This window comes from Coprococcus sp. HCN-4056, assembly GCF_037892645.1.
Lineage (GTDB): Bacteria > Bacillota > Clostridia > Lachnospirales > Lachnospiraceae > Coprococcus > Coprococcus ammoniilyticus.
This window is the reverse complement of the sequence record NZ_JBBKBL010000001.1, coordinates 69528-87034: the sequence shown is the minus strand read 5'-3', so window position 1 is coordinate 87034 and position 17507 is coordinate 69528. Positions and strand designations below refer to the sequence as shown.

At 44.6% G+C, this 17507-nt stretch carries 10 protein-coding genes; 8 read left to right on the top strand and 2 right to left on the bottom strand.

Annotated features, from left to right (window positions below; genetic code table 11):
• Positions 1 to 149: 149 nt before the first annotated feature.
• Positions 150 to 2048 carry an OPT family oligopeptide transporter gene (locus WKT03_RS00295; protein WP_117784485.1) on the bottom strand — a complete coding sequence of 633 codons (1899 nt, stop codon included), beginning with the start codon at positions 2046 to 2048 and terminating at the stop codon, positions 150 to 152.
• Between the two features lie 382 nt (positions 2049 to 2430).
• Between WKT03_RS00295 and WKT03_RS00290 the strand changes: the two genes are divergently transcribed.
• The 4 genes from WKT03_RS00290 to WKT03_RS00275 all read left to right on the top strand — a co-directional run bounded on the left by WKT03_RS00290 (position 2431) and on the right by WKT03_RS00275 (position 8164).
• A complete protein-coding gene (locus tag WKT03_RS00290) occupies positions 2431 to 3156 on the top strand; it encodes an HAD hydrolase-like protein (RefSeq protein WP_117784723.1) in 726 nt (241 codons plus the stop codon).
• A gap of 120 nt (positions 3157 to 3276) precedes the next feature.
• The gene (locus WKT03_RS00285; RefSeq protein ID WP_340390748.1) at positions 3277 to 4089 is read left to right on the top strand and encodes a LicD family protein; all 813 of its coding nucleotides are present in this window, start codon (positions 3277 to 3279) and stop codon (positions 4087 to 4089) included.
• A 111-nt stretch (positions 4090 to 4200) separates the two neighbouring features.
• Positions 4201 to 5289, top strand: coding sequence for an NAD-dependent epimerase/dehydratase family protein (locus WKT03_RS00280; RefSeq protein WP_340390747.1), 1089 nt, complete (start codon positions 4201 to 4203; stop codon positions 5287 to 5289).
• A gap of 115 nt (positions 5290 to 5404) precedes the next feature.
• Positions 5405 to 8164 (top strand): CDP-glycerol glycerophosphotransferase family protein, encoded by a 2760-nt coding sequence (locus WKT03_RS00275; protein ID WP_021944664.1) that lies wholly within the window; start codon positions 5405 to 5407, stop codon positions 8162 to 8164.
• Here WKT03_RS00275 and pap read toward each other — a convergent pair.
• Positions 8161 to 9633: a polyphosphate:AMP phosphotransferase gene (gene pap, locus WKT03_RS00270; protein ID WP_021944665.1), complete on the bottom strand. Its 1473-nt coding sequence runs from the start codon at positions 9631 to 9633 to the stop codon at positions 8161 to 8163. The genes WKT03_RS00275 and pap overlap by 4 nt on opposite strands.
• Before the next feature lie 523 nt (positions 9634 to 10156).
• Here pap and WKT03_RS00265 point away from each other — a divergent pair.
• The 4 genes from WKT03_RS00265 to WKT03_RS00250 all read left to right on the top strand — a co-directional run bounded on the left by WKT03_RS00265 (position 10157) and on the right by WKT03_RS00250 (position 17323).
• Positions 10157 to 10348, top strand: a complete 192-nt coding sequence (locus WKT03_RS00265) for a helix-turn-helix domain-containing protein (RefSeq protein ID WP_008402480.1) — start codon at positions 10157 to 10159, stop codon at positions 10346 to 10348.
• Positions 10349 to 10473: 125 nt separating this feature from the next.
• Positions 10474 to 12111, top strand: a complete 1638-nt coding sequence (locus WKT03_RS00260) for a hypothetical protein (protein WP_340390746.1) — start codon at positions 10474 to 10476, stop codon at positions 12109 to 12111.
• Between the two features lie 21 nt (positions 12112 to 12132).
• Positions 12133 to 12858 carry a DUF6063 family protein gene (locus WKT03_RS00255; protein WP_008402483.1) on the top strand — a complete coding sequence of 242 codons (726 nt, stop codon included), beginning with the start codon at positions 12133 to 12135 and terminating at the stop codon, positions 12856 to 12858.
• On the top strand, positions 12845 to 17323 hold the full coding sequence (locus WKT03_RS00250; protein WP_340390745.1) for a hypothetical protein: 4479 nt from the start codon (positions 12845 to 12847) through the stop codon (positions 17321 to 17323). The genes WKT03_RS00255 and WKT03_RS00250 overlap by 14 nt, the downstream gene beginning before the upstream one ends.
• Positions 17324 to 17507: the final 184 nt, after the last annotated feature.

The window sequence follows — 17507 nt, the reverse complement described above, 5'->3', positions numbered from 1 at the left end:
TAGTTTGCAGTATGGGAAAGAAAACCGGATTTTGATCTTTTTATAAAAAATTGCGAGAGGGTATCTTTACGATTATGGTTCTGTTTTGCAATGACATTTTGTATATTATATTTTTGCATGAGAAAATAAATCCTTTCCGGGTGAAGATATTAAAGTGTGTTATTGGATGATTGTTTATCCTTCGTTTTATGGATCATGTAGATCATACTGAAAAGCAGGGCAAGGAAGAACAGGCAGCCGCCCCATTTTCCAAGATGGAATCCCATAAGTCCCAGATTGATCCGATCACTTACGCCGAATACGGCAAGGACGGCAAGCAGGATTCCGACCAGCCCTTCACCTGCGATCATACCGGAGGAGAAAAGAATACCGTTATTACGGACGGTTTCGCGGGAACCCTCATCGGCAAAGCGGCGTTTCTCCACGAAAAGGCGGATCAGACCACCGATCATGATCGGAACTGTCAGGTAAATCGGAAGATACAGTCCGATGGCAAATGGCAGAACCGGGATACCTAAGATCTCGACAACGACAGCAATGCAAATGCCGACAATAACAAGTCCCCATGGAAGATTGCCATTCATAACACCTTCAACGACCATTTTCATAAGGGTTGCCTGCGGAGCAGGAAGCTCGGTAGAACCATATCCCCATGCGGCATTCAGCAGATAGAGAACACCACCGATCGTAAGACCGGATGCGATCGATCCGATCAGTTCGCCAATCTGCTGCAGATATGGGGTTGCACCGACGATATACCCCGTTTTTAGATCCTGCGAGGTGTCTCCGGCCATGGCTGCAATTATGCAGATAACAGTACCGATGCAGATGGCAGATGTCATACCCCGGTATCCTGCTATGCCGGCTTGCTTTAACAGGATCGTTGCAAATAGCAGGGTTGCGATCGCCATACCGGACACGGGGTTATTCGATGAGCCGACGACACCGACCATTCTTGCAGATACGGTTGCAAAGAAAAATCCGAAAATAATGATCAGAATGGATGTGACCGGATTGATCGGAATATTTGGAAAAGCACTCAGACCAAATGCTACGATCAGGATACCGCCGATTGCATAAGGAAGCGGAATGTCTTTGGATGTTCGCGAATTTCCATCTGTATGTCCAAAGCCTTTCAGGGCTTTGGCAAATGTGGATGCGATCAGCGGAAATGATTTTAGCAGGCTGAAGATACCACCGGCTGCCACCGCGCCTGCGCCGATATACCGCACATAATTTCCCCATAACTGATCGACTGACAGTTCGCGGATCGGAACGGAAGCGGGGAACAGGATGTTGTCACCGCCAACAAGAACGAGCAAAGGCATGATAACAAACCATCCAAGCACAGCACCGCTTAACAGATACGAAGCAACCTTTGCACCACAAATATAGCCGACACCGACCAGCGCAGGGAGGACATCCATACCGAAGCCCGATCCTTTATAAGAGGAAATCGTCCATGTGATCTCACTTGGAAACAAATGCAGACCATCAGCGATAAATTTATAGACAGCAGAGATGCCAAGCCCGGAAAATACCTGCATGGATTTGTGACCGCCGGTTTCTCCGGCGAGCAGTACTTCAGCGCAGGCAGTTCCTTCCGGAAATGGAAGTGTACCATGTTCTTCTACGATCAGAGCGGTACGAAGTGGGATCATGAACAGAACACCGATCAGTCCGCCACAGATGGCGACAAATGCAATCATCAGAAAAGATGGAGGTTTTATATCGGGATTTTCATCTGTCCACATGAACAGGGTCGGCAGCGTAAAGATAGCTCCGGCAGCCAGAGATTCTCCGGCAGAGCCGATCGTCTGAACCATATTATTTTCAAGAATTGAATCGCGGCGCATGATCATGCGCACAATACCCATAGAAAGAACGGCAGCAGGGATGGAAGCGGATACCGTCATGCCGACCCGTAAGCCCAGATATGCATTTGCACCGCCGAACACGATCGCCAGGATAATGCCTAGAATCACAGAAGTAGGTGTAAGCTCCGGCATCACCTTATCTGCCGGAATATATGGTTTAAACTGTTTCATAAACAAGCCCTCTTTAACATTTTTATTTTCCTAGTATGCACAGAGTTTGGTGAAAACATACACTGAAAATCAGATCGCAGTCGTTGTTTTTGTATTATGGCTCGTAGGCTTTGGCGGTTATGTTATTCAGACCGTTGCGTTTTCTGTTCTGTGCGCAGGTGCATGAGCGAATCAGGCATATGCATCTTGCAGAAAACTTTGTGATCTTTGATGAAGTTCCACGGGCAGATCAACTAAGTGCCGGCAATACAGGTCATCCGGGGTACTACAAATGTCCGGTAAAGCCAGCGACTTGCAACGTTCGGTATCAATGTTGTTGAGAGAAAAAAGGATCTATGCTACAATGGTGGCGTGAATTTTGAACGGATAGAAAGGCAACACTATGTATAAATACTATTTATTTGACCTGGACGGCACAATAAGCCAGTCCGAGCCGGGCATTCTCAACTGCATCCGCTATGCTCTGGATGCAGCCGGACTGCCGGAGCCATCGGAGAAAGTGTTAAAGACATTTATCGGACCATCGTTGTACGATTCCTTTACATCCAAATGTCATGTTGACCACGATCAGGCACTCTGGCTGGTAGCGAAGTACAGAGAACGATACAATGTGACAGGTCTATATGAGACATCTATCTATGGTGGAATCCCAGAGACACTCAAAGCCTTAAAAGAAAGAGGCGCAAAGATTGGAGTGGCGACATCCAAGCCTACAGCACCGACGGAAAAGATACTTGAGAAATTCGACCTTGCAAAGTATTTTGATGTTGTGGTAGGAAGCAACCCGGATGGAACCGGCTCGGACAAGCAGGTGCTGATCGCAGAGTGCCTGAAGCGGTTGAAGGAAGCCGATGCGGAAGGTACGGATATGCCACAGGCAGACCGGGAAGAGGCAGTCATGATGGACGATTCCAAGCCAGAGGTTAAGACACAGATACATGAAAAGGATGCCGTGATGATCGGTGACCGGATGTTTGACATTGATGGTGGACATGCCTGCGGAATTGATACGGTCGGTGTTTTGTATGGATATGGAAACCGTGAGGAATTTGAAAAAGCCGGCGCGGAATATATCATTAGCCGCCCGGAAGAGCTCCTGACATTGTAAGGGAGATCAGACAGAGGCCCTTTTGATATTATAAGGAGACTTTTAATGGGTATTCATAAGGATATTAAGGGTATATAGAAGGCAAATGCAGGCATATACCATAAAAGAGGAGACGAAAACGTGAGAAAATTATTGACGCTTGAGGATATCCATGAGCGTGAGAAAACAATGGTGTTCATGTTCCATGATCTGTGTGAGAAGCATGGGCTGCGGTATTATCTGTGCGGCGGCACGCTGCTTGGAGCAGTCAGACATCAGGATTTTATTCCGTGGGATGATGATATCGACATTCTGATGCCACGACCGGATTATGAGAGATTACAGGAAGTGATCAAAGAGCAGCCGTTTCTGCCGGAGCATAAGTTCCTGTCAACAAGCCTTGGCAATCTGGATGAGCCATATACGAAGCTTGCGGATACGAGGACAAGGCTGGACAAATATTATACGAAAGACAAATACGACATTTATCTATGGATGGATATTTTCCCGATGGACGGACTACCGGATGATGATGCCGAGATTGAACGGATCTATAAAAAGGCACATTGGTATCGCCGCATCATCCAATATCTGAAGATGAAGACAGGGCGGGGCGGTAATCTGGTCAAGAAGATCGTGAAGCCGATCCTGAAACCATTTGCGCATTTGATATGGGGCAAGAAGCGGACAGTGAAGAAGCTGATCCGGTTATGTACACAATATGATTTTGAATCATGCAAATATGTTGGCGGCATTGCCTGTGGCTATGGTCCGCAGGAGAAGATGCCAAGGGAAGAATATGTAAAACCAATGAAAGTGACATTTGGCGGACGGGAGCTGATCGCACCGGGTTGTACCGATTACTATTTGACATCCCTTTACGGCGACTATATGAAGCTTCCGCCAGAAGAAGACCGGAAAGCTCACATTATCAAAATGTATCAGGTAGAGTAAGCATATAGATATTTGTATAAGGAACAGAGTAAACGGTGGACAACATGAATAGTACAAGTGTTTTCCATATCAAGACGAAAATAAATAAAAATCATTCAGGAGGAAATAAAAATGAAAGATAAGATTTTAGAAGAGGACCTGTTGTATATTGCAAATGCAGGTGGAGATTATGAGAAATTATACGGCAAATCCATCTTGATCACAGGAGCAACCGGACTGGTTGGTTCACAAATCGTAAAGGCACTGCTTAAGATGAACGAAGTAAAGCATGCTGATATCACGATCTATGCATTTGTCAGAAATGCAGAAAAGGCAGACAAGATCTATGATGAATTTGCAAAGGATAAGCTGGTGTATGTGATCGGTGATGTCGGAAATCCGGTTACCGATGAGACTGTAACCCTGTCAAATGGCAAGAAGATCTCAGAAGTACAGATCAACTACATCATCCATGCAGCAAGCCCTACAGCATCCAAGTTCTTTGTGGACTATCCGGTGGAGACGATCATGACTGCGGTAAATGGTACAAAGAATATGTTAGACCTTGGTAAGGAGAAGCAGTCCGAGGGTGTTGTATATATATCATCGATGGAAGCATTTGGCGCACCGGATCCTGAAAAGCCATATGTAAAGGAAGATGATCTGGGATACATCGATATCCACAATCCAAGAAGCTGTTATCCGGAGGGCAAACGTCTCTGCGAATGTATGTGTTCTTCTTACGCAAGTGAGTATAAGCTGCCGGTTCGTATTGCAAGACTGTCACAGACATTTGGCGCAGGTATCAGCTATGAAGAGAATCGTGTATTTGCACAGTTTGCAAAGGCTGCTATGAATAAGACGGATATTGTTCTGCACACAGCCGGAAAATCCGTTGGTAACTACTGCTATACCAGAGATGCCGTTATGGGTATTCTGCTCCTTCTTGTAAAGGGAAATGATGGTGAAGCCTATACCGTAGCGCATCCGGAAGCACATATCACGATCGGAGATATGGCAAAGATGGTTGCAGAGAAACTGGCAAATAATGAGATTAAGGTTGTATTTGACATACCGGAAAGCGCCATGACATTTGGCTATGCACCGGATGTAAATATGCGCTTGAATTCAGATAAACTTCAGGCACTTGGCTGGAAGCCGGTGATCGGTCTGGAGGAAATGTATACCCGCATGATGAAGAGCATGGAGTATACAAGATAAAGATTGGAAGAAATAAGCAGAAATTGCTGCTGCAGGGGACGATCTGTTCTATGGTAGCAGCAGTTATTTGCATTACAGGAAAGTCTGGGATAAAGAAAACAGGAGGACGTGGCAGTTGGTAAACAGGATCGTAGTCGGAGCGGACAGCTTCAGTATACATGGAAAATTTGATGAGCAGGGGATGTTCCTTTTGATGGAAGAGGGCGATATCCTTTCAGATGAGGATTTTGCGCGTATCGTGACCTTTGTTGATGACCACAGGAACGGAGATATCTTTCTGTTGCCGAAGAAATACGGACCGAGTAGGAACGGCAAGAAGGGAATCATGTATGCACCGTTTTCCGCATATCGCGAGAAAGGAAAGCATGCGCCTTGGCTTGCGCAGAAGCTGGACAGAGATCAGGAATTTCATGGTGTCTATGAGCAGCTTACAAATGGTGTGATCTCTACGGAGATTTTAAGATTCCTGCACGGATTTACACCATTCGGTATGGTGTTTAAGGGAAGCCTGTTAAATCAGTTGATGGAGATCGCAGATGCCGGAATACAGAGTAGTTCTGCCGGAATACAGAATGCCGGACAGGATGCAAATGTGACATTCGGAAGCCCTGCGCATACATTGGAGGACGTTCTGGTAAAGGGATCATTTCCGGTATTAAAATGGCTGTTTGCGGTTCAGGCAAGAGCCTGTCTGGATGAGAAGCTCTATTATATCGATGGTGTTGACTATACTTTGAAAAACAGCTTTGAAGGGGATAAGACCTTTTTTGAAGGAATCTATGACCGGGCATGGTATAAGGATACCGTTGATCAGTTGATCGAATGGTTAAAGGAAATGTCCATCCATCAGGAAACCCTGCAGATGCTTGTTATGCAGCATGCACTGTTCATTGTAAAATATATGATCCAGGCAAATCTCGATAACCTGAACAAGCATTTATTTGAAGAGACCGACGGCGAGGCTTTTTTGTGGAGGCTTGGGGAAGTGCTCTCTTATATAGATGATTCGATCATTTGTGAGAATCAGGGATACCATGTGGATATGAAGAATGAAGACTGTCTGGTATGGGTATTGCTGATCTTAAAGTATAAGGACACCGGTCTGGAATTTGATTTTGCAGATGGCTGCTACAGCTATAATGATATCCAGATTGGAGAGCTTACGAAGCCGACGGCGGACATTCAGTTTATGGACAATAAAGATATGGAGGATCACACAGAGCTTACGATCGAAGGACGGTTATCGCCTATTCTTTTGATGAATGGAGCAGAGTTTGGTGTTCTGGTCGGTGACCGCTTCTATCCGGCAGAATATAATGAGCGGTATGCACATACAAAAGCATTTGGTATGTCGATCTTCAAGCTTCGGGCATTTACGATCCGGGTGGAGCTTCCATATGGACAGGAAACAGAACTGGCTTATGTAACAAGAGTCCGGGCGGATGTCTTTGAAAATGGTGAAACGATGGGAATGTCGGTAGAGGATCTTCCGGTCACTCTGGAATTCGATTCTCATTTCAGCCGTTTGTGCGACCGTTTCCGTCACAGCTATTGGAAGATCAATAAGAAGCTGTATATGTATAAGACAGAAGCCAATATCATGAAGGTTGATCCGGTAAAGCATGGGAAGATCGCAGGCAGAGAACTGACGTTATGGCGGGATATGTTTGCAACCGGACAGAAGAAGGTTATTAAGTTTATCATTGTCCGGGCGTTCTTAAAGGCAAAGCCGGTTTTAAAGCATCGTCCGATCTGGCTCTTTTTTGATAAGATATATAAGGCGGGGGACTCCGCAGAATACATGTACAAATATGCAAGAAGCAAGAAGGATGGCATCAAATGCTATTATCTGGCAGATGGGGCATCGGAAGATTATGCACGTCTGGAACGCGAAGGTATGAAGCCGGTCAAACGGAGAAGCATCAAGCACCGGTACGCATTTTTGTATGCGGATATGGTGATCGTGTCAAACTCTACCGTCTACGCATTTAATGATTTCGGTACGATCAATTCGGCACTGATCCGTGATCTGATGAACTTCCATGTAGCCTGTGTCCAGCATGGTATGTCTATCCAGAAGATTGCAGTTGCGCAGAACCGGTTGAGAGATAATACACGGTTGTATTTCTGTGCATCTAAATATGAGATTGAAAATCTGTCGAAGCCGATCTACGGCTATGAGGGTTATGATGCATTGAAGCTGACCGGAGTACCGCGTTATGATGGACTTATAAATGAAGATAAACGGCAGATCCTGTTATCCCCGACCTGGCGGATGCAGGCAGCAGTTCCGGTTACAAAGAATGAGGGTGTGAGCCGTGACTACAATCCACTTTTTAAGGAGACAACCTATTATCAGGTATATAACAGCCTTATTAATGATGAGCGTCTGATCGCTGCGGCAAAGAAATATAATTATAAGATCGTCTATGTACTTCATCCGATCGTCAGCCCGCAGATCGATGATTTTGATAAGAATCCTTCGGTAGAGATCATTCCGGCGGTTGCCGTTCATGGACATTCCGGTGTCAATTATGAGAAGGTGTTCCGGGAATCCAGTCTGATGGTTTCAGATTTCTCCGGCGTTCAGTTTGATTTCGCTTATATGCGTAAGCCGGTGGTCTACCTGCATCATCACGATATACCGAAGCATTATGAGGAAGGAACCTTCCACTATGATACGATGGGATTTGGCGAGATCTGCGAGGACAACGACGAATTGATCGATGTTCTGATCTCTTATATGCAGAATAACTGCGAGATGAAACCGGAGTATCGCAGACGTGCCGATGATTTCTTCCGGTTTGACGACCATGACAACTGTGAACGGATCTATGATGTCATGATCGACTACCAGAAGACAAAGATTCATTAAGATATAGCTTTTTCTATAGCATCAACTATGATCTCCAGGGTTTTTAACCGGGCATATTTTTTATCGACTGATTCGATGATGTGCCATGGAGCATAGGTGGTGCTTGTTTTTTGCAGCATTTCATTGACGGCTGTTTCGTATTGATCCCATTTTTCACGGTTCCGCCAGTCCTCATCTGTGATCTTCCATTGTTTTTCCGGTGTATTCTGACGCAGCGTGAATCGTTCAAGCTGGGTGTCTTTATCGATCTGTATCCAGAATTTGATGATCACAGCACCCCAGTCATACAGTTCTTTTTCAAATTCGTTGATTTCGTTGTAAGCACGTTTCCAGTCATTTTCACTGCAAAATCCTTCGATCCGTTCTACCATGACTCTGCCATACCAGGTTCGGTCGAAGATGGCTACATGACCGGAGCGTGGAAGCCTGGTGAAGAAACGCCAGAGAAAATGTCGGGATTTTTCATACGGAAGAGGACTTGCGATCGGAAATACTTCGTAACCGCGAGGATCTAATGCTTCCGTTACACGCTTGATATTGCCGCCTTTTCCGGCAGCATCCCAACCTTCGTATGCAATGATGACAGGAATCTTTTTGTGGTAAATGCTGTTGTGCAGCTCTCGAAGTTTTCCCTGTAATTCTTTCAGACGTTTGGAATATTCTTCATCAGATACCGTCTTGTCCTGTAAAGAGATATCTGACAGCTTCGGCATGTCCATAAGAGGGAATACATTCTGCGGGATCGGAACTGCCAGTGAATGATTCTGTAGGGCAACATCGATTCCCTCGGTCAGGATTTCCAGAACCTGAAGCTCCGCCCATTTCTTGGAGCGGCCATCGATGATATACCATGGCGCGCGGGAAGAATCGGTAGCATCTAAGAATTTGTCAAAGATGTCCATGTATTTGTCATAATGTTTGTTCTGTGCCAGGTCGGTATCGGTCACTCTCCATTTGGTTGCAGGATCATCGGCAAGCGTCCGGATCCGTTTCTTCTGTTCTTTCTTCGAGATGTTCAGGAAGAATTTGACAACCAGATAGCCGTTATCGGTCAGCTGCCGTTCAAATCTCCGAACATTGGCAATTCGAAGCTCGTAGTCTTTTTTTGACAATTCTTTGTGTGCGTATTCACGCGTAAGCTGATCCATCCAGCCGGAATCCATAAAGACAAAATTGCCGGCTTCCGGTATCTCTTTTACAAATCGCCAGAGAAATGGTTTCCGCCTGTCCTCTTCTCTGACCTTTTCCAGCGATGCAACCCGGTAAAAACGTGGATCGATATTGTTGATGATCCGTCCGACCAGACTGCCTTTGCCGGAAGTACCCCAGCCTTCTACCAGAACGATGACCGGAAGCTTGTGTTCCCGGACAGCCAGCGTCTGCGCCGCCAGCTTTTTCTGCAAAGCCTTTAACCGTGTATTCATTTCCTCGTCCGATGGCTTTTCCTTCATAATTCGATTATTCAACATACATAACACTCCCTGTGTAATAATGATCTGCTATGCTGGGGATACCTTTAACATTACCAATCAGGGGATGCTTCCGCTCGTTTTCCCGCTGTGTAACTTCGAACTAACCTCGGATAAACCTCGGTAAGGTCTCAGTTAGGTCTGCAACGGTACTAAGATGCCGCTAATGCACCATCTAAGGACCGGCGACCTCAAATGCCCCTGTATTGGTAAGTTAAGGTATCCCCAGCATATTCACATTATGATTATATTAAATAGTTATTTTTATTATTTTCCGGTTATATCATAAAGTCAATGGACAAAATGTTTAAATTATCTAAAGGACACGCATATAAAAAATTTTTTTAATGTGTTAACAAATTCTATTGTCATGCCGACCGTTATATTGTAGAATATACATGAGGTTAGGGTTGGATTCTTGTAGAATTTATTTTGTGCTGAATTTTGAAATAATATTGAATGAAAGCATTCTTTTTTTTTCAGAAAGAATGCACATAGGAATGATACAGGAGGGACACAGACTATGACATCAGGTGAAGAATTATTAGAATTAAGAAAGTCTACAGGAATGAACAGACGCGAATTTGCTGAGTATTTCGAGATACCGTATAGAACTGTACAGGACTGGGAACTTGGAAATAGAAGAATGCCATATTATCTTCTTCGTCTTATGGTTTACAAAGTAGACAAAGAAAATCTTGCAAAGCAGGACTGATTCAGGTAATTATTTTTTAAACAGATGATGGGCGAATAGGTATTGAAAAATCACGGGCATGTTATGTGTCCGTGATTTTTTAAGAAAAACAGAAAATAAAGCACACAAAACAGGGAGTAGAAACAGTGGCAAAGCAGTACGTGATGATCAATGACATAATCGAAGAACATAATGCGAGAATGTATAACTTAAGAAAATACTACCCGTTTTTTGTGTTATCGGAAACTGCATTTACACAGTACAAGGATGGACGATATAACAGTCTGGATATGGGATATATCACCATGGCGGTACTGCGTTTTTTTATTGAGGAAAACAACTTCAACGAGAGGGACATCACATATCCCCAGTGTGAAGCATTTATAAAAGAGCTACTGATCCGTGATTTCGATATTGAGATCGAGGACGAGGATATGGCAGACCTGATCTTATATATATTTGACAAGATCAGAAATGATGGAAAAGCATTTGAATTTACATTTTACGATCCGGGTAAGAAGCAGAAGAAGACCGGGCGTGTCAGACTGATCGACAGCCGGATCACGGATGGAAAAGTGCTCTATTACATAACTGCGGATGGGATAGAATTCTATCTTGATACCAAGGAGATCAAGGATGAGAGCAAGATCAATGTAGAACAGGTTTTGCTTGAGAAGATGATCACCGGAGAGAATTTCAAGGGAGGTATCGAGGTTGTCAAGCGGATCAACAGCGAAGTGAACCGGCTTGTAAGAGAAAAAGACGATATCGTAGATCTGCTTTCTTACGATGTATTTGCCGGGGCAGAAGCTTATGAGAAATATATGAAGACGGTTGGCAAATGGTTTTCCGAGGAACAGAAATTATTTGCGAAGAACAAGGCACTGGTCGATAAGGCAGTTGCGAAAGCGAACTTTGACCATCTGGCAAAAGGTTCTACGTTGTTGGATGAGATCAGTCAGTTGGAGCTGGAATTGAAGAAGACCATATTAAAGCATGGAAATCTGATCAACAGCACCATGGAATTACAGAATATATCGGACAACATCATTCAGAAGGCGAAGTTAAAGCGTCTGCGTCCGGTATTTGACTTTGAAAAAGAATTACAGAAGATGATCAGGGAGGATCGGCCGGATAAGATGGGCATGATTCTTGCTCCTTTATTTGCACCGGCGATCACGAAGTCGTTCTCGATGACATCGATCGACAATCTTCTTACGCTCAAATCAGAGGATGAGGCGAAGATGGTGACAGCAAAGAAAGAAGATGTAAATGCGAACTTCCGTTACGAGGACGAGATTGAAGAAGAACGCTCCGGCAGAAACTATGGCAAGTTATTCTTTGAACTGATGGATGTGCTTGCCCGCTGGAAGAAGCTCAGCCTGAAAGAATTCAACGGATTCCTAGAGATACGATTTGGAAAAGAAATCTATGAGAATGCCGATTATTACGCATTCCTTACCCATCTGGCACAGAAGAAGGAATATGATATCAGCCGGATGTTAAAGAAGCAGGATACCATGCTTGAAAAGCTGGTAGTTGACAGTATTCGGGAATATCAGAAGGTGCGGGACAGCATCGGAGAGCAGCAGATACCACAGGCTACAGCCGACAGCATTTCAACTGTAAGCGTACCGGATATTTATTCGGAAGATGCTTATGCTCCGGATATCTCATTTGAGCCATACAAAGATATGCGCTTCACGCTGACCTTTGACAGCACTGAGGAGATCCCGGTTGGAGCAGATATGTATGTTACGAACATAATATTTGAATTGCAATAAAAATACATGTGAGGAAAAAAGATGGACAGCAGAAATTTGGATAAGGCGATTGAGATCTACGCCAGACTGATACAGGGCGAAACGATCGCGAAAGCAAGCAGAGAAAACAGTGCTCTGTACGAAGATTATTATGGAAATGCAGAGGTCTACGAGATTGTAGGCAATCTGTTAAAGAAACTGAATCTGAGTATTTACGAATACAACGAAGCACTTTATATCACTCCGGGTGAAGGCAACCGGGTATTTGGTTATACAAATGACGATATGAAGCGCATACTTGGACTGCGGCTGAATAAAGAATTGTTCCTGTGCTATTTCCTCATGTATGTGATCCTGCTGTATTTTTATAAAGATTCCGGAAGCTATCAGTTCCGTGAATTTATCAAGCCGGAAAAGGTGATCGAAGAGGCGGACAAATATCTGGCAGATGTGACGAAGCGGTTGTCTGTATTTTCAGCAGAGGATGTCGGGGCAGAGAGCTTTAAAGCGGTTGGGCTGCTGTGGGATGAGCTTCCGGCAGTCAGTCATGCAGTCTATGACGGAGAAAAGACGAAGGCGTCAAAGGCATCCAAATCCGGTTATGTGAAGCTGACATTTAACTTTATGGTCAGCCAGAAATTATTTGTTGAGAATGAAGAACGCTACTATCCGACCGATCGGTTCAAGGCGTTATGTGAGAATTATTTTGAAGAATACAGGGGACGTCTGTATCAGCTGCTTGGAGGTGAAGAGGATGCCGTGCATTAACCGAATACGAGTAAATAATGTAAAATACAACTTTGGTACACAGCAGTACGATGATTTTTCGATGCGTATGTATGGAAAGAACACGCTTTATGACCTTGCAAACGGTGGAGGAAAGAGTGTGCTGATGCTTCTTCTGCTTCAGAATCTGATACCGAATTGTACGTTAGATGATAAGCAGCCGATCGAGAAATTATTCCGGAATGGCGGCGGCAATACGACTATTCATTCCCTGATCGAATGGAAATTAGACGACGCGGAGATCAAGGATGGATATCGCTACATGACGACCGGCTTCTGTGCCAGGAAAGCAAAGGAATCCGACGAGGGAGCATCACAGGACGGACAGACGGCGGCGATCGAGTATTTCAATTACTGTATTTTCTATCGGGATTATAATAAGAACGATATCATTAATCTTCCATTGTCAAATGGTAATGAAAGAATTACATACAGTGGTCTAAAATCCTACATTAAGGAGCTTGGACATAAGGATATGAGCCTTGAAGTGCGCTTATTTGAGCGGAAAGGGGAGTACCAGCGGTTCATCAGCGAATATGGTCTGCATGAGAGCCACTGGGAGATCATCCGTGGAATCAATAAGACAGAGGGTCATGTCCGTACTTATTTTGAGACGAATTATAAGACAACCAGAAAAGTAGTAGAAGATCTGCTGATCGAGGAGATCATAGAGAAAGCATTTCTGACCCGTACCGGTAGGGATGGGGATGAGAGCACGATGGCAGAAACGCTGCTTGATATTAAGGATAAATTGAACGTGCTGGCACAGAAGAAACGGGATATCGCGAACTTCGATCATCAGATCGAGCTGATCAATGTCTTGCAGGCAAAGGTCAATTCCTGTATTAACCAGTACGAGGCACATGAAGATATCACAAGGCAGCTTGCGGATATCTATGTGACGGGAAAAGAACTGACATCGAGAGAAAATGAACATCTGGAAGAACTGCTTGTGGCAAAACAGACTGCATTTGAACAGAAGGAAAGCCAGAAGAAGCGGTTGGAGAATCTGAAGATCACCAGAGATGGTTTCCGTCTGCAGGAACTCCGGGATAAGTCAGAACAGTTAAATGCAAATCTTGCTGAAAATGAACGACAGGTATCGGCATTAAAGCAGGATATGAATATGAAAGAAAGTATCAATGATTATCTGGGTTATCTGGAAGACAGAAAACAGTTATCCGAGAATCAGAAGATCATCGATCATATTTTACAGAATACCGGGGCAGACCGTGAGAAAATGACGGTCTATGCCTATAACAGAAAGCTTCGGGATGATGCGCGTTTGAAAGAGCTTCTTTTGGCAAAGGAGGAGGTCGAGCAGTCGCATGAGCATGCGGTGAAAGAGGCTGATTACTGCATGAAATGTATCAAAGAGGGCGAGATCGAGCTGGCTGTATCCGGGGATAATCGGAAAGCGGCTTCGGACAAATTACAGTCCTTAAATAACAAGATATCCGAGCTGACCTCACAGGTTGCCCTGCTTGTTGTGTCGGATGCGGCAAACGTGATCGAAGCATCCGAAGAAAAGGCAGCAGAATTTGAGGCATCCTTACAGGCACTTGCAGAGAGCATACGGGAAGATCAGGAGCAGGTATTTGAAGACCGTTACCGGTTGTCACTTGCGGAAAACAGTCTGGAAACACTGGAAAAAGAATATGAGACAAGCCATCTGGATGCAGAGGAATATCGTCAGGCAGCTAAGAAGTTAGAAAGCATTATGGCGGTATATAGTGTAGAGAAAGCAGAAGAAATCATAGATGCGATCAATGCAAGGATCACAGGAACGCTGACCGAGACGATCACCAGAAAACAGGAGATTGACCGTTTGCTCGAAAGACGCAAATATCTGGAATCCGGACGTTTATTCGGACCGAGTGCAGGAGCATCGGCAGTTATTGATTATATCGTGACCAGACATGGACATATGGCGATGCACGGAGCTGATTATCTGGCAGCACTTAAGTCGGAGCAGCGGTCGGAGATCTTGAAGAAAAACAGAGCACTTCCGTATGGAGTAGTCGTGAAGAATTTTGCTGATATTGCAGAGGATATCAATCTGGATTCGATTCAGACAGACAATGAAATGGTTTTGATCTACGATATGGATGACCTGTCTGAAAAGGCAGTTACCTTAAACGAAAATGCCGTTATGGTCTGCAGAAAAGGCGAATATTTCACAGACGATGAGATTCTGAAATCGTTAAAAGAAGAACTGACGATCCAGATTCGTGGCCTTGAGGATGAGATATCCCTGATTGATGAGAAGCTTGCAACCTACCGGGAAGATCTGGCATTTGTCAGTCATCTGGCAGATGAGAGGCACCTGGATGCGGCAGATATCGAACGAAAGTTGAATCAGGATCTGTTAAATAAAAAGGATGAGGTCCGTGAGCTTCAGGATCGTATAACAGAACGGACAAGCCGGATCACCCAGCAGAAAGAAGATGAGGCATCCGTAAAAGAAAAGCTGCATGAGCTGGAGGAAGACAAATCAATCCTGCTTCGTATTAAGGAGCTTTCTGATCTGGCAGTTGAGGAAGAATCCCGTTATACGGAGAATGTTCAGAAAGAACAGCGGATCACCGGACAGATCGAGAAACTGAAGCGGGATGCAGTCAGATGGAATACAACTGTGAGCGAGACGGAGACACGGATGCTTGCGATCGCAAACAGTATTCAGGATATACAGGATAAATGGCAGAATTATTTTAAACCTTATTACCCGGAGGATGGAAAAGTAGATGTGTCACTGGATCCAAAACAGAAGATTCAGGTGGCACTTGGACAGGAAACGGAAGATGTATCCAGACGGGATATCGAGATCCTTACGATCTCTGATGAAGTGCTGGAGACAGAATTTATGGCGATGTATGCAGTAGCAAATAAAAGTGCACCGGATGTAGAGGATAAGAAGAAGTTGGTTCAGGCATTGTCACAGTCAATGGATCGTATCCTGCATACGATCGAGAAGCGTGGCGTGAAACTCTCGGATCTGGAAGCACAGACACAGTTATTTGCCACATCTGAACAGCAGTTACAGGCACTTTCTGATGAATTGATGCGTCTGGAACTGGTATCAGCATCCATGGCGGAAGAACTGAAGAATGTATCAAAGGCTTCCGGCAGATTGGAAGGAAATATCGAATATGCGGTTGCCAGTCTGAAAAAGATTTATGGTGAAGATGCATATGCAGAAGAACAGATTTCTCTAAGTGAAGCAGAGCAGGCGATCGCACAGGGCGATCAGATCCTTGCCGAGCTGGAACAGAGTTATAAGAAGACCGCAGAGGAATATGAGACCTGTAACAAAGAGCAGGGCTATATGATCGAGCTTTATAAAGATGTAAAACGTATCGTAGATACAAATGACATCAATGTAGAAAATGGTAAGCTGTTAGAAGCCGGAAAAGAGGAGCTGCGACAGGCATTTGAGACCAGTTTGTTACGATATGACAGAAGCCGCAAGAATTTGGAAAAGACAAGAAATGAACTGATGCGGTTCAAGGGACAGACAGCGGAAGCACTCAGTGAAATGGGTGTATTCGAGATGGCAGAAACGATCCGCAGAGATGTCATCATACCTGAAAACTACTATGATGCAAAGGCGTTACTTGAAAGCCTGTTACAGATCATTTCCTATATCGATCTGGAAAAGGAAAGAGTGGAAAAGGGAATCGAAGATATGGTTGCGATCAAGGAGAATTTTTGCAGTCAGTGTTTACAGCGTTGTATGGATGTAAAGACCGAGCTTGAGAAGCTTCCAAAATTATCGAAGATCACCGTTGGAGAAGAAGTCATCCGTATGGTTGATCTGACGATCCCATATGTGAAAGAAGAATTCCTTGCACAGCGCATGTCTGATTATATTGACGATATCGTAAAGGGCGCAGATGCCTATGAGGATGAGAGGAAGCGTGTCCGTTATATCCGTGACTGTCTTGCATTGAAGCGGTTATTTGGCGTAATGGTCACAGACATGAATGCGATCAAGCTGAAACTATATAAGAGAGAGCGTATCAAGGAGCAGAGCCGGTATCTTCGTTATGAAGAAGCGGTTGGTAGTACCGGACAGTCACAGGGTATCTACATTCAGTTCCTGGTTGCGATCATCAATTATATTGCAGGTATGTATTCTTATGGTGCGGAGGGTGAGATCTCTACAAAGACGATCTTTATTGATAACCCATTTGGCGCGGCAAAGGATATATATATCTGGGAGCCGATCTTTGCCATGCTTGCAGCTAATCATGTGCAGTTGATCGTTCCTGCCCGTGGCGCAACTCCGGCGATCACCGGCAAATTTGATGTGAACTACGTTCTTGGTCAGCAGATGGTCGGTAACCGACAGCAGACGGTTGTTGTCGATTACACCAGCAAGACCTCGCAGGAGGAACTGGAATATCAGGACATCACCTACCAGCAGGCAACCTTCGACTTTATATAAGGTGTTATACCGTACAAACAAATGCCGAACATACCATTTGTTACGCAAAACACTTGCGTTCGATTCTCACGCAGCGGTGCTAAACTCACTGCTTAAGCAGTTCGTTAAGAACCGGCGTTCGAATAGGTTTGCTACACAAAGGTATGTTCGGCATTTGTTCTGATATGATTGTCAAACAGATCTA